At 62.0% G+C, this 15,149-nt stretch carries 8 protein-coding genes; 6 read left to right on the top strand and 2 right to left on the bottom strand.

Going from position 1 to position 15,149, the window contains the following annotated elements:
- Nucleotides 1-53: 53 nt before the first annotated feature.
- The 4 genes from L0U85_RS14990 to L0U85_RS14975 all read left to right on the top strand — a co-directional run bounded on the left by L0U85_RS14990 (nt 54) and on the right by L0U85_RS14975 (nt 12,102).
- A complete protein-coding gene (locus L0U85_RS14990) occupies nt 54-1,541 on the top strand; it encodes a VCBS repeat-containing protein (RefSeq protein WP_241378573.1) in 1,488 nt (495 codons plus the stop codon).
- Nucleotides 1,542-1,649: 108 nt separating this feature from the next.
- Complete coding sequence (locus tag L0U85_RS14985; protein WP_241378572.1) at nt 1,650-10,865, top strand: LamG-like jellyroll fold domain-containing protein; 9,216 nt, start codon at nt 1,650-1,652, stop codon at nt 10,863-10,865.
- Complete coding sequence (locus L0U85_RS14980) at nt 10,849-11,493, top strand: SMI1/KNR4 family protein (protein WP_241378571.1); 645 nt, start codon at nt 10,849-10,851, stop codon at nt 11,491-11,493. Before L0U85_RS14985 ends, L0U85_RS14980 begins: the two co-directional genes overlap by 17 nt.
- Before the next feature lie 66 nt (nt 11,494-11,559).
- On the top strand, nt 11,560-12,102 hold the full coding sequence (locus L0U85_RS14975; protein ID WP_241378570.1) for a transposase: 543 nt from the start codon (nt 11,560-11,562) through the stop codon (nt 12,100-12,102).
- Nucleotides 12,103-12,116: 14 nt separating this feature from the next.
- On the opposite strand, the gene L0U85_RS14970 is transcribed toward L0U85_RS14975, so the two are convergent.
- Entirely contained in the window at nt 12,117-13,271 is a 1,155-nt protein-coding gene (locus L0U85_RS14970) for an ISAs1 family transposase (protein WP_241378569.1), read from the bottom strand.
- A 24-nt stretch (nt 13,272-13,295) separates the two neighbouring features.
- On the opposite strand from L0U85_RS14970, the gene L0U85_RS21395 reads away from it, so the two are divergent.
- A complete protein-coding gene (locus L0U85_RS21395; RefSeq protein WP_347177450.1) occupies nt 13,296-13,586 on the top strand; it encodes a transposase in 291 nt (96 codons plus the stop codon).
- Nucleotides 13,587-13,879: 293 nt separating this feature from the next.
- Entirely contained in the window at nt 13,880-14,575 is a 696-nt protein-coding gene (locus tag L0U85_RS14965; RefSeq protein WP_241378568.1) for a hypothetical protein, read from the top strand.
- Between the two features lie 190 nt (nt 14,576-14,765).
- On the opposite strand, the gene L0U85_RS14960 is transcribed toward L0U85_RS14965, so the two are convergent.
- Nucleotides 14,766-14,987 (bottom strand): transposase, encoded by a 222-nt coding sequence (locus L0U85_RS14960; protein ID WP_241378567.1) that lies wholly within the window; start codon nt 14,985-14,987, stop codon nt 14,766-14,768.
- Nucleotides 14,988-15,149 lie beyond the last annotated feature (162 nt).

The raw sequence follows: 15,149 nt of genomic DNA, 5'->3' as shown, positions 1-15,149 counted from the left end.
TGCGTGAAAGCGCCTTCAGGCTGGCCCTACCTCGGCCTAGTTCATTCTCCCGCTTGGGTGTCCGATCGCTGGCACTCGTGGTGCTAGGAACGGTCGGGCTGGTCGGCGCCTCCGCGCCGGCCCAGGCGCAGACCTGTGTCGGCGATGTCGAGTCCGACTTCGACGGGGACGGCGTAGCCGACCTGGCGATCGGCGATCCGGACGCGACGGTGTCCGGAGCAGCCCGCTCAGGGAGCGTGCACATTGCCTTCGGCAACGGAGATACGCAGACCATCACGCAGCTTGGGGTCTCTGATAACGACAACGCGGCGGGGGACCGGTTCGGGCATGCTCTCGCCTCGACGGACTGGAACGGTGACGGCTGTTCGGATCTGTTCATCGGCGTGCCATTCGAAAACTGGGCGAACAACACCAAGGCCGATGCCGGTGTCATCGTGTACATCCCAGGTTCCCCCTCAGGACTTGACCAAGCTACCGCCGAGACCTGGAACCAGGCGACGTTCGGTACATCGGCAGCCAGCGAACCCGGTGACCAGTTCGGACACAGCTTGACGGCCGGGACCATGATCAACGGAACGCCGTACCTGGTCGCGGGAGCACCCGGCGAGTCGATCGGCACCATTGCAAAAGCCGGCATGGTCATCTACTCCACCCCGACCCATGCAGTGAACATCCACCAGGATTCGACCGGAGTGCCCGGCGTGGCAGAGACCGGAGACCTATATGGCTTCGCGCTGTCGTCTTCGCCTACCAGCTTCACCGTCGCCGCCCCGGGCGAGGCAATCGGAGACCTCAAGAACGCCGGAATGGTACAGGCGTTCGTGCACAACGCCGCAGAGAGCATTCCTTCGCTTCTCGGTGGGATCCATCAAGACACTGAGGGGATCTCGGGGGCAGCTGAGTCCGGCGATCTGTTCGGTTACGCCGTGGCGATGGTGGATTACACCGCGCCTGGCGGCTCGGGTACATCGACGCTGATAGCGGTGTCAACGCCTGGTGAAGACGGCGGGTCTCAGGATCAGGGAGGGGTTTACGAGATCGCTGCGGACGGCTCGCTGACCGAGAAGGCCGCCTTCAATCAAGGCACTGCAAGTGTCGAGGGAGCCAGGGAAGACGGTGATCTGTTCGGCACAGCCCTGGCCCTGGTCAACCGCAGCCCTGGGTCGGCAGTGTCATGGGAAGACCTGCTGCTGGCAGTAGGCGCGCCGGGTGAGGACCTCGAGTCAAGTGGACTTGCCGACCGTGGCTGGGTGCAGGTCTTCTCGATGATCGGTGAGCCTGGCGACCACGACGTCTCCGCCTCTTCTGCCTTGGAGGACGGAGGCGTCAAATGGCGCTCAGGGATGCAGTTGGGGATCTCGATACATGCCACGGCCGGGTACCTGTACATAGCCGACCCCTGGTCCACTATGCCTGCGGTGTACGGGATTCCCTGGAACAACTTGGTCGCAGGTGCTGAAGCGACGGTACAGGTTTACACCCCAGAAGACTTCGGCGTTTCGGCAGCGGCCAGTGGCTCATTCGGAATGAGTTTTGGATGAACCGGTTACGCACATCGGATCGAGCTGTAGTCGCCTGAGCCCCTTGGAATGAACGGAATACCGATGTCCTCCGCCCCGCGTGGATCCGAGTCCGCCCCTGTACTCCCTTTGGAACAACACCGCCGGTCGCGGCTGCGTGCCCGCTGGTTCCACTATTCGTTGATGCTGTCGCTGTTGGCCGGACTCCTTGCGGTCCCTCCAGGGGATTTCTTCAGCACGGGCGACGATCCGTGGTGGTGGCCGTTCGGCGGCAGTACCGAGGCGCCGCAGCAGGAGGTTCCTGAAATCGCGGTCGGCGATGGTACGGCTGAGATGGACGGGAGTTGGGACGTTGAGGTGCCCGAGGTACCCGGTGCTGTGCATGTGGACGATCCGACGCTGGAGCCGATCGATTTCGACGTGCCCGAGCTTGAACCCCAGTCGCTGGATCTGCAGACCACAGATCCGGGCATTCCGACCGGCTATGTGGAGGGACAGTCGCAGGAGCAAGTCGAGGATCGAACTGAGACAACGACGGTGTTCGACAATCCTGACGGCACCAAGACCCTCCGAGTCTTCCAGGCGGCTGCGTTCACCGCCTCCGGCGCTGGCCAGTATGTCCCCCTTGACCCCACCCTGCGGCCGAACATCTTCGGGCGTTGGGTCCCCGAGGCAGCGGCCGACGTGTCGTTCGCGTCAATTGCAGGGCCGGACGACATCATCCGATTCGACGTCGGTGGACACGAGATCCACTACGGGGTGCTCGGAGCTGAGCCGGTGTTCGCGCAGATAGACGGCCACCAGGTCGTCTACGAGGACATCCTCCGAGCGACCGACCTGCGGTTTACCGCTGCGGGTTGGGGGGCGAAGGCCGACATCGTGCTCCATGATGCGACCGCTCAGACGTCGTGGCTGTTCCCGCTCGAACTGGACGGGCTCTCGGCGGTAGTCGATGAAGCGTCCGGGTCCGTCCAGTTCCGAGATGTCGATGGAGCCGTCGTCGCGATCGTTCCTGCAGGGTTCGCCGAAGACAGCGATATCAACGAGCTCACCGGCGAGGGCACCCGGACCCACGCGCTGGGCTACGAGGTCGTCGACATCGACGGCGCTCCGGCGCTGCGGGTGAGCCTCGACAAGGAGTGGTTCGACGATCCGGGCCGCGTCTTCCCGATCACGGTTGATCCGACCTTGAGCGACAGCAATGGACTGGTGTACGGCGACACCTATGTGATGAAGCCGTACAACAACAATTACTCCGGCGAGGGCGAGATCAAGGTCGGCACGGTCGACGGGCTGCTCGCGGCAGGACTGTTGAAGTTCAACACCTCCATGAGCGCGCTGGACAACAAGTACATCCGCGGCGCCACGCTGAATATGTACAACACGTACTCGTGGTCATGTGCCGACAGGACGGTGAAAATCCACCGGCTCACCGAGTCGTGGTCGGCCAACTCCTCGATGTCCTGGCCCGGCCCATCCTACGATTCGACGGCCTTGACCTCGAAGAGCTTCGCCCACGGATACAGCTCGAGCTGCGGCCGGGCTTGGGAGACGTTCAATCTGGATCCGTGGCAGTTCACCCAGTGGACCCATGGGAAGGAAGCGTTCTACGGCTTCCGCATCGAAGCCTCCCACACCGACGTCAAAGGTTGGAAGAAGTTCGCGTCAAAACAAACCTCAATCCCCGGGGCGGTCCCGTTCCTCGATGTCGTCTATTCCGATCAGGCCGCCAGGTACTCCCTTCCCTCAGGCGGGTTCACCTCGCCGGTGACGGCCAGTTCGTCGGGCACGCTTCCGGTGACCGTGACCAACTGGGGGAGCGACACGTGGAAGGCCGGTACGGGCTATCACTTGCGGGTCAAGGTCTATGACCTCGACGGCAACGCGGTGCGGATTAGCGAGGGTCCGTTCTACGCCCCCACAGACGTTGGCCCGCATCAGTCGGCCACGTTTGAGGCGACGGTCAAGGCACTGCCGCCGGGATCGTACAAGTTGAGGATCACGATGGTCGATCCCCAGGGGAAGTGGTTCACCAGCTCGCCGTATTACATGCCGAAGACCTGGGCGAAGTTCGATGTGGTCAATGCCTCGCCCTATATCGCCGGCAACAGTCCGGGCCATGGGGCGGTAGTGGAATCGAACGAGCCGACGCTGTGGGTGCAGTTCGCCGACGCAGACACCTCGGCCTCGAACGCTGAGTACCGGTACAAGATCTGCCGCGGTGAATCGGGCGACACCACCGACTGCATCGCCTCGGCATGGCAGTCGGTCCCTGCATGGAAGGTGCCCGCCGATTTCCTGTCCTGGGGCGACCGCGTCCACTGGTACGCCCAGGTGACCGATGGTATCGCCACCTCCGAGTGGACTCCCGGCATCGCCTTGACTCCGCAGCCGCAGCAGCCGCCGATCACCTCCCATCTTGCCGGGGCTGCCGACGGTTCGACCGTCCCGGGTTTGAACCCGCAGGTCGGAAACTTCACTACGACGGTGACCGACGCGCAGGTAGCCGCTGTCGGTCCCGCTCTGGCAGCACAGCGGACCTACAACTCCCAGGACCTGCGCACCGACGGTGCATTCGGCACCGGCTGGTCGACACCTTGGGACCAGCGCCTTGTCGTCGAACCCGAATCGACGGTGCTGGTGGTACTGCAGTCTGGTCGCACCGTCCGGTTCGGGCAAAACCCCGACGGCAGCTTCGCTTCCCCGCTGGGCGAATCATTGGAGCTCAAAGCCTCTGGTACAGGCTACCTACTGCGAAACACGGCAGGCGAAATCAGAGAGTTCAATGCCTCAGGGCAATTGGTGCGCATCACCGATCCGTTCGGGCGGCATCAGAACCTTGCCTACACCTCCGGGCAACTGACCGCGATCACCGACGACGCTTCGGGACGCTACATCAACCTTGAATGGACCGGCGAGCACGTCACCGCCGTCACGACCGCCCCGGCGGCCGAAGGAGCACAGCCGGGCCGTTGGACGTATACCTATCAGGGCGACCTGCTGGTCAGCGTGTGCTCGCCGCTGTCGACAGTCGACTGCACGACCTACGACTATGAGTCGACGTCGTTCTACGAGGCCGCAGTCCAGGATGCGAACCCGAAGGCCTACTACACCTTCGATGAGCCCAGCCTCGGATCGGTCCTGCCCAACCAGGCTGCCGACGCTCAGGGTGAATTCGACGGCCGGCGAACCGGACCGTTGTACACCTCGGTCGGCGGCGCCTTGGCAGCATCGAATGGCCGAGCACTGGACCTGGGGGGCAGCAGTGAAACCCTCGCACAACTACCGGACCGCCTGATGGAGGGATCGGTCACCGTCGGCATCGAGCTTTGGTTTCGCGCTGAGCCCGGTGAGCGAGGCGCTCTGTTCTCTATCCAACGAAACGATGACGGCACACAGAGCCCGGATTGCTACAACCCGTTGCTGTACATCGACACCGATGGTTATCTCAGGTCCGGTTTCTGGATGTCCAGTGGTACCACGAAGCGACAAGAGCTCGTCTCTGGCGCTGTGGTCGACGATGGACAATGGCACCATGTGGCATTGACATCGGCGGCGACGCAGCAATGGTTGTATCTTGACGGCGATGTTGCTGACGGTGAGTCAGGGCGCACGGTCAATCAGTACAACTGCGTCAAGGCACTTGTCGGCAACGGATGGGGCACGGACTCATGGCCGGGTATGCCATCCGGCTCCGGCTACTACCCGTATCCGGGCGAGATCGACGAACTGGCCGTCTACACCCGGACTCTGACGGCCGAGGAGATCGCGCTTCGCTTTCAGTCCGGGCGGTACAGCACCGCTCGGATGACCACCGTGACCAACGACCAGGGACACGCGGTCTGGGACATCGACTACGACAAGACGACCGGTCGGGTGGCCACGCTGACCGACGTCAACGGCGCCGAATGGCAGCTGTCCTCACCGTATATGACGGACACCTCCCGGCTGGTGACGCTGTCTTCCAGTTACGGCATGACCGAGCAGTACACCTACGATGCCGCGCACAGCGGCCGACTCATCTCCCGCTCCGATGCGTTCGGGACGGTCTCATGGGAGTACAACTCGGCCGGGTTCGTCTCCGAACACCACGACGAGACGGGCCTGACCCGAGCCTTCGCCACCGATGAGCACGGCCGCCGTCTCGCCCAGACCACGTGCCGCGCTGAAGGCGACTGCGCCACCCCCTACACCGCGTACTACGACAGCGCCGATTCGTTCGATCTTCGCAACGGGAGAGTCGTCTGGCGATCCGACGGCCGATCGGCCGACAGGAACGACACCACCTACCGCACCACATACTCCTACAACAGCAGTGGACAACTGCTCACGACCGATTTCCCTGGCACCGCCGGAGACGCCTCAGACCCGTCCGGTCAGGTCGCGCACACCTACACCACAGGCAGCGAAGCAGCCACCGACGGCGGCACCGTTCCGGCCGGTTTGACCGCCATGGTCATCGACGAGTCCGGCGCTCAGACAGAGTACAAGTACAATCAGGCGGGTGACTTGGTAGAAACCCTGGCGCCCACCGGGCAAGTGACCCAATTCGGCCACGACCAGTTGGGCCGCATCGTCTCGAGCGCGGTCGGTCATTACGCGAATGGACAGTTCGAGGCCAGACACACCACGGCCTACACCCTCAACGCGCTCGGAAAGACGGTTGCGAGTAGCGGTACGGCGTTCACCAACCCTGTCACCGGTACCGAACATCGTCTAGATGAGTCCTACACGTACGACGAGTTCGGACGGCTCGAGTCCACGTCGAGCCGTGACACCGCCGATTCGCTGCAATCGCGAGTGACCTCCTACACCTACGACCCCGGCGGGCGGATCATCTCGACGACCTACCCTGACGGCTCGATCGCGACCCGACAGTGGGATGAGGCCGGACTGACGACAGGGGAGACAACACCAACCGGCCTTGAACTCACCTACACCTATGACGAGCGCGGCAGACTCCTGACGACCGCCGCCGTCGGCGAGGGGATCGACCCGTCCGACCCCGCTGCCACCGAGCTCCTGCTCGAGTACCGCACCTACTACGACAACGACTGGCCGGCCTCGACCACTGACGCAGCCGGGCGCAAGACGTCGTTGGAGTACTGGGGCGACGGCAACGTCAAGATCGAAACACATTCGTTCGGCGGCGCTGACACAGTCATGGCCCAGTACGACTACGACCAGGCCGGCAACGTCACCTCCGCCTCCGATGCAGCTGGGAATGTCACCGCTACGACCTACAACCGCCGCAGCTGGCTCGTGACCACCACCATGGACCCTAGCGGCGCAGCCGCAAGTACGGCCATGGTCTATGACGCGGTCGGGCGCACCACCGGAATCGACTACACCTACGGCGGCCAGACCTACCAGAGCGAAACATTCGACTACGACGCAGCCGGAAACATGATCGCCTCGTGGACCACGGCGCCCACCGTCGCAGGTGTCTGCATCGACGACGCAGGCCACTTGTGCACCGTGACCAAGACCCGCAATGTCTACGACACCGAAGGCCTCCTGGTCGAGACCGCGACTGGCGGGGACGGCGCTGAGACCTACACGTACAACGCCCACGGCCTAGTCGAAACCGCGACCGGCACAACCCGAGACGTCTGGCTCGACGGCGTGAACACCGGCACCCATGCACCAGCCACTACATACGGCTACAACGCCTTCGGCGAACTCACCCACCTCCGCGACGCCAACGGGAACATCACCGAGACCCGCTACGACACCTCGGGCCGACCGACCAGCACCCTGCTGCCCGCCGAAACCGTGCCAGGTGCGACCGAACCGGTCAGGCCACAGATCACCACCAGCTACCAGCCCGGCGGCCTCGTCCAGTCCGAAAGCGACCCCCGCGGCGCCGTCACCTCCTATGAGTACGACGCCTTCGGCCAACCAGTCCGACTGACCCAACCCGACCCCGACGCCGAAGGATCACAGACCGCCCCGGTCACCCAGTACGCCTACGACCGGGCCGGACAACTGGTGAAAGAGACCGACCCGCTCGGCGCGATCACCACCTCCACCTACGACGGCTTCGGGAACCTCGCCACGGTCACCGGGACCGAACGCGTCGGCACCGAACTGGCCTACTTCACCAGCACGCTCGAATACGACGCTGCCGGGAGGCTCACTGCAACCACCACACCTGGCGGGGAGCAGACGGCCTACACTTACGACGCGCTCGGGCGTACCAAGACTGTCACCGATCCTTCCGGCGCGGTGACCGCGTTCGAGTACCCGACCGCCACTAGGGAGGAGACCTACCTTCCCGACGGCGGCGACGGCATCGCCCGCCGCCAGGCAACAGTCCGCGACGTCCTCGGCAACCCGATCGCCGTCTCCTCTGAAGTCGACACCGGCAGCGGCTGGTCGAGCGTCCAATGCTCAGAGAGCCGCTACGACCTGTCCGGACGAGTGACCGATTCGACCGGGATCCAGCGCCAGACCTGCACCGGCGCCTTCGACACCGCCTACACCTATGACACCGCAGGACAGCTGACCGCCATCACCGGCACGGTCAGTGACACCTCGGCCATCACGGTCGAACTCGGCTACGACCTGGCCGGCAACCAGACCCGCATGGTCGACGGCAACGGCCACGCCACGTTCTACGACTTCAACGCCTGGGGCCTGCAGACCAGCACAACCGAACCGGCCACCGCCGCCCATCCCGATGCGGCCGACCGGACCTGGACGACCGGCTACGACCTGGCCGGCAATACAGTCGAACAGCACCTGCCCGGCGGCGTCACACAGACTGCCGAGTACGACCTGCTCGGCCGCAAGACCAAGGAGACCGGCACCGGCGCCGCAGCCCTCACGTCGATCAAAACCTACGAATGGGACGCGGTCGGAAACCTGACCAACTTCTCCGGCGACGTCGGCGACACGACCCTGACCTACAACGATCGGGGCCTACTGACCGGCATCGGGGGCGCGCAACAGGCGACTTATGCATACAACGCCAACGGCATGGTCATCGAACGGACCGACGCGGCCGGCACCACCGGCTTCACCTACGATGCGGCTGGACGTCTGAACACTCTCACCGACCCGCTCACCGGCATCACCCACACCTACGGATGGCGCCAGGACGGCCAACTCGCCTCGGTCACCTCCGGCGACGTAACCCGCAGCTTCACCTACGACGGCTACGGCCAACTCGCCCTCGACCAGATCACGGTCGCCGGCCAGACACAACGCTCGATCACCTACGACTACGACGGCCAACTGCTCACCGCGAAAACGACGGCGGGGCTGCCCAACGCCGGCACCCAAACCTACGACTACGACCAGCAAGGCCGCCTGACCAACTGGACCGACCCGGCCGGGGTCGAGACCACCTACGCCTGGGACGGCGCCTCCAACCGCATCGCCGTCCACCGCTGGGGCACCGAATGCGGCACCGCAGCCGCCGAGACGCGCCTGTACGTCTACGACGAACGCAACCGCGTCACCGAAGCCATGGACGGGCCAGTCCAATGCGTCCAAAACGGCGAGATCTGGGAAGCCCAGACGGTCACCACCACGACCGACGAGACCTGGACCTACACCCCGCGAGGCACCCTGGCGAGCCATCAGGAGACCGAGGGGCAAACCACCTACAGCTTCGACGCGTTCGAACGCCTCAAGACCGCCACCACCGGCAGCGGATCGATCAGCAATCTATATGACGCCCTTGACCGCCTAGTGGATCGCAACGGAGCGACCTTCGCCTACGACGGCCTGACGAACAACCTGACCGCCATGCCTTCGGGCCAGGCGGGCACCGACACCATCGTCCGCGACCCGGCCGGCGGCACAGTCTCCCAAACCCACAACGGCACCACCGGCCTGACCTGGACCGACCGTCACAGCGACCTCGTGGCAGTCCTGTCCGCGACCACCGGCGAGACGATCACCGGCGGCGGCTTCGACCCCTTCGGCCAACCACTCCCTGACACCACCACCAGCGGTATCGGGTTCCAAGGCGGCTACACCGACCCCGAAACCGGCGAAGTCAACGCCCACGCCCGCTGGTACGACCCGGGCACCGGCACCTTCATTAGCCGCGACACTTGGCAGCTGTCCCCAAGTCCTGTCACCCAGAGCAACCGCTACCTCTACGGAAATGCCTCATCCCTCAACTACACCGACCCCACCGGTCATCTCGTCTTCTTGCTGGCGATCCCGGCAGTTATTGGAGGAGGGGAGCTTCTCGCTGCCGCCGGAATCGTGGCGGGTGCCGGCTTGGCTACGGCAGCCTGTGTCGACTATTGCGACGAGATCAGCGTCCCGACTACTAGCTCCGGTGGGAACGGGAACAGATCCAGCTCGGGTACTTCAGCCGCAACAACCGGAGCCCTGGGCCTTGGAATCACGAGCGCAGTTGAATCCTGGCGTTACAACCAGAACAATTCGCCGCACGGGTCATCAAATCCGAGTGGCCCGTCTCCATCCGATGTGGCTAGTGTCACAAATCTTGGGAACGGAGTACTCTACTGCACCTATGCAGGGAACTGCTGGGTCCAGGGCTTCAATCAAGGAACGTCTCCAGGGCCGGATACCGATACCGATCCAGGAACTCCGCCTGGAGGTGGGAACGATGATGGAAATTGGTCCGGTGGCGGCTCTGGTGGCGGCCAGCCGCGAGTTCCAGTCTGGATCGACTGGAACGCCATCAAGACCCGCCCAGCGAACACAGCGCAGGACGCTGCCGATGAAGCTCCGAGCGAGATCGACCTGCTCAACGGCGCGCTCATGGGCAATGATGAGCTAGTCAAGGCGCTCGAAGGGGAGAACATCGTTACTACCGACCGTGATGGTAATGTCGCTGCCATCAATTGGCGTGCAGATGATCAGGACTGCGAGAACACGGAGATCTACATGCCCGCAAACTACAAGAAAGCGAGTGATCCAATTTCGCGTAATAGTGGATTCCAGGCAAGTGGTGCCCTCGCATATCTTTGCAATGCTAAAGGGGGAAGTTCGGCTGAACATGCAATCGAACCTTGGGACTGGCCAAGGAATAATAAGGTATCGGTTAAGAATGGGAGAATGTCACGATGCCACCTACTAGGAAAACAGCTGGGCGGATCTGGTTACTTGGTCGAGAACTTGGTTACGTGCTTTCAATACCCTACTAATAGTCCGGATATGAGTAAGCTGGAGTCCGACGTCCGAAAGGCTGTAGACTTTGGGGAGGATATAGTCTATATATCCATACCGCAGTATAATGGCACGAACGGCGCATTGAGTGGAATTCGAATCCAAGCGATTGGGGACATGGGATACTATGCTGATCAATGTTTCAAGAACTCCAAGGGTGGGGGAATAGTTTATGGAGCTCGCTGCTGAATTTCAGTCTCTCGTGGGTCCGTCGGAAGCGCCTCATCCGCCTATTGACTGGCCTGTTATTGAACGCAGGCTCGGGATAGAATTCCCGCCTGATTACAAGACCTGGGCTCAGAGTTATCCGAGTTTGGAGCTCGACGGCTTTCTCTGGATTCGGCATCCCACTGAATTCTATGGGCGAAGCACGATAGAAGAGGTAGCTGAGGAACTGCTTGGGCTATCGGATATTAGTGCGGATCGAGAGGAAAGGGAGGAGGTGTTTGACAGCCAAGGAAATCTCCTAGGTTCCAAGCCTGCTTTGCCATTTTACCCCCAAGAGAATGGGTTGATTCCGTGGGGAACAACTGACAATGGGGACTATCTAATGTGGCTCGCGATTGGAAAATCGAGTGACTGGAAAATTGTTGTTGCGGACGGCGACGCATTCTCGTGGCAGGAGTTCGATTGTGGTTTTCTAGAATTCCTTATTGGTCTTATGCGGCACGAGTTTGTCATGAAGATTTTTCCAGAGGATTTTCCCAATGTTTCTTCAATCAAGGAATGTCGAGATATGGAGAGTCTAGCTGGCGATTCATACCTTCCTGAGTTTCGAACGACTTCTAGATGGGAAGCCTATTTTCGAGGTATCTAGTAGTATTTTGTCTGGTTTCTGACGTTCTTCTTGTGTTACAGGTGATCTGAGGGTTTCCATGGGTTCATGGATGCTACGGGGGATGTTGAGTTCGCTGAGGACTTCTGCGAGGTGGTCGGGGGCCTGACCGCTTCGCTGGCAAGGTATCAGTGGCAGTCGCGGGCGTTCGACTACGTCAAGGGGCTGCTGCTGGCTGGCCACCGGAAATCGATCGAGGGCATCAGCGTCGCGCTGGGGCTGCCGCACTGCCAGGGGCTGCACCACTTCATCTCGAACGCCTCGTGGGACGCCTCGGTGGTGATGGCCGATCTGGCGCGGGCGGCCGAGGCGGTGATCGATCCGGCCTGGTGGATCGTGGACGACACTGGGTTCCGCAAGTGCGGCAAGCACTCGGCGGGCGTGGCGCGGCAGTACACCGGGACGGCCGGGGATGTGAAGAACTGCCAGATCGGGGTCAGTCTGCAACTGGCGCGCCATGAGGCCTCCAGCCCGATCGGGTGGCGGCTGTTCCTGCCCGAGTCCTGGGATCCGGCCAGCCCCAAGGCCGGAGCCGACATCACCGAGCGGCGCCGGCGGGCGAAGGTCCCGACCAGGGCCCCGGCAAGGTAGCTGTGCGTGACTGGTCATTGGCTCAGTAGTGTTTTCCGGAGGTGTTCGGGTCGGTTGGCGCATCGTCTAAGTCCTGCGGCTATGTTGGTTTCTCCTGCGAGTCTGAGCAGGCTGATGACGAGGTTGCGCAGCGTGGCCATGATGCGTGGTCCGGTGCCGGTGCGGATCTGGGATCGGTCCTCGTCGAAAGTGACGTCTCTGACCCAGTGGAGCCGGTTCTCGATATGCCACTCCGAGCGGATCCATGTCGCGAGTTGAGTGGCGGTGGCGTCTTCGAAGGCGAGGTTGGTGAGGTAGTAGCAGACCTCGACTGATTCGCGGTGGCCTTCGCGGCGGACGCGTTCGACACGGATGACCTGGGCCGCGGCCGGGAAGTCGAGTACGAACGCTTCGCCGAGGGCGAGGGTCTGGACGGTGCGCAGCTCTTCCCTGCCGTGGCCGGTCGAGTCGTCGGTGGCGCCGATGCCCGCCTCGCTCCAGTCGAAAGCCTCGACGGCTTCGAACATGCCGCCCTGGTTGGCCTTGAGCTGCAGCAGGTAGTAGCCGCCGCGGCCGGCGATGGTGGCGGCGAGGTCTCTTTGGCAGTGGAGGGCGTCGGCGAGGACCACGGTGTCGTGCAAGGGGATACGGGACAGCAGCGGGGCCGCGGCGGGGATCTCGTTGGACTTCTTCGCGACTTGCCGCTGGGCGATGACGGTGCCCGAGTCGATGTCGAGCAGGGCCACGGTGACCGGTGTGACGTATTTGGGGGCGGCCCCTCGCAGGGCCTTGCCGTCGAAGGCCACGGCCCGCAGGCCCGGGCGCTGCGGCAGGTGCGCCCAGATCCATGAACCGAGCGCGTTGTCGACCGCCTGGCCGTCGACCTCGGACAGGGTGCGGCGGAACGTCGATTCATCGGGGATGCCGTGCCGGTATCCGGTCAGATCCATGCGGTCGGGTGCCACTTCGGCCGCCCACTGCCCGATGGCCTCCCAGGAGCGGTTCCCGCAGGCGACCGCTGCGGTCGCGATCGACAGCAGCAACCCGATCGGGTGACGCACACCGCGTGGATCGCGCGGGTCTTCGACCAGGTCATAGAGCCCCAGCAGACTGCCTGGGGCGATGTCCAGGTCCTCGACGGACTCGGCGAGGGTTGCGATCAGCTCAGGGGTAGTGGAAGACTCGCTCACGGCAGGTTCCTTCGGCGCGGATGTGTGAGAACACCTCGCCTAACGAGGAACCTGCCCTTCCGTTACGCCCCAAACGGAATCCATCACACTTCACCGACTTTGCCGGGCCCCTGGGTCCCCGACACCGCGAGCCACCGCACCAAGGGCGAACTCGCCCTGGACCTGATCGATGCCGCACTGGCGCAGGGACTCTCCCCCCGGCCGGTCAGCGCCGATTCGGGCTACGGCAACGAATCCCTGGGATTGGCCTTCTGGCAAGAATCCAATGGGAGAGAAGAACCAGCAGAAGTACGCTCGATGCCACCTTGTTGCTAAGGTGTTGGGCGGATCCGGAAATGCCAACAATCTCGTAACTTGCTTGCAGGAGCCGACTAACAGGTCGCATATGAGACCGTTCGAAGAGCGCATCAAGGATGAAGTGGACGTTGGAGTGAATGTTCTATACATTTCAGTCCCTCATTACAATGGCTTGAGTGACTCCGGGCGGCACGCTTCACTGTCAGGCATTCAAGTCCTTGCCTTCGCGGTTGACGGGCAGGTGTACGATAAATGCTTCGCAAATAATGTTGTTGGAGTTAATACGAGACCAAAAGGAAGGCCTTGCTAGCATGCCGTCAACGAGCATAGAAGATTTCAAGCTACTGGTCGGACTGCCTGAAATTGATCCGAACGCTACACAGTATGAGCGGTTTCGAAATGAAGTTGGGATTGACCTGCCAGATGATTACGTTTCATGGTCTCGGGAATATTCAACGCTAGAGATATGTAACGAGCTGATCGTATTCAATTATCTTTCAACACGAGTGGACTTGATTGGAGCTGAAAGGTGCAGTGAATCGCTAGACAGTGTTCGGCGAGTTCAATATAGAGATGAAAGAAGTCATGTGTATAATGAGATTGGTCTCAAAATCGATCCGAAGCCCCGTCTCCCGGTTTATCCGGATGAGGGTGGGCTATTTCTCTGGGGAAGCGACAATAATGCCGCCCAATACATGTGGAACACGGGTTACAAGGATCCTAACAAATGGACTATTGTAGCTTTCGATGGCAGGTGGCACGAGTTTGATTGTGGCTTCCTTGAATTTCTGGTGAATCTTCTTCATTTGCGCTACTCAGGTTCGAATCTATTCATGCCAAATTGGCCGTGGTTGCCTGCCATTCAAGAATATGTGGGCAAGGTAGATGGTGAGGAAATCTGGAATGTTCCAGAGCAATGGATGGATTTCTACGAAGATTTTGAGCTGCGTTCAGAAAGCGGCGACTTCAATTGGGGAGACATTTCATGGATGGACCAATACCGGTGAGGGGGTGTAGCCTCGATTCGTCAGTGGCCATTGTGGTTTGAGTTGCGGCCCGTGTTCTCCCGGTTTGTCCTCGGCCGGTTGAGGATTGACCGGGTCGTCGAGTCGTGACGGTGACGCCAGGCGGCATCCTTGCCTGGTCAGGGCCGCGTTTCCTCCTTCCGGCGTCGGATCGGCGGGATAGGGGTGTCGGTTAGGTTGGGAGCGGATCGATGGCGCCGATGCGCTTCCAGCACTGAGCGAACGCTGTGGCCCAGGGCCAGTCGGCGGCGAGGCGGAGGGTGCGGCGGCGGGCGTGGCGGGCGAGCTTGGCGGGGATGGCGTAGAGGCGATGGCGCATCGAGCTGATCTCGGCGTCGGCGAGGTCGGGCTCCTCGCGCAGGCCCAGGTGGGCTACCCCCGTTTTCTTGGACATGACTTCCTGGTAATTCCACGCGTGTAGTTGTGGAGGAAGGTACTACTTCAGGAATGAATGTCCGTTATCCCGAAGAGTTCAAGAACCGTGCGTTGAGCCTGCACTTCGACGAGGGTATGACGCAGGGCTTGATCAAGTTCCGTGAGGGTCTGGTTGGTTGCT

The organism is Glycomyces sp. L485, from assembly GCF_022548875.1.
GTDB lineage: Bacteria > Actinomycetota > Actinomycetes > Mycobacteriales > Micromonosporaceae > Glycomyces.
The sequence above is the reverse complement of the archived record's forward strand: the minus strand, read 5'-3'. Positions and strand labels throughout refer to the sequence as shown.

Coding starts and splice junctions, on each gene's coding strand:
- L0U85_RS14980 (WP_241378571.1), top strand. CDS start 10,849: ATGGAGCTCGCTGCTGAATTTCAGTCTCTCGTGGGTCCGTCGGAAGCG.
- L0U85_RS14975 (WP_241378570.1), top strand. CDS start 11,560: ATGGATGCTACGGGGGATGTTGAGTTCGCTGAGGACTTCTGCGAGGTG.
- L0U85_RS14965 (WP_241378568.1), top strand. CDS start 13,880: ATGCCGTCAACGAGCATAGAAGATTTCAAGCTACTGGTCGGACTGCCT.
- L0U85_RS14960 (WP_241378567.1), bottom strand. CDS start 14,987: ATGTCCAAGAAAACGGGGGTAGCCCACCTGGGCCTGCGCGAGGAGCCC.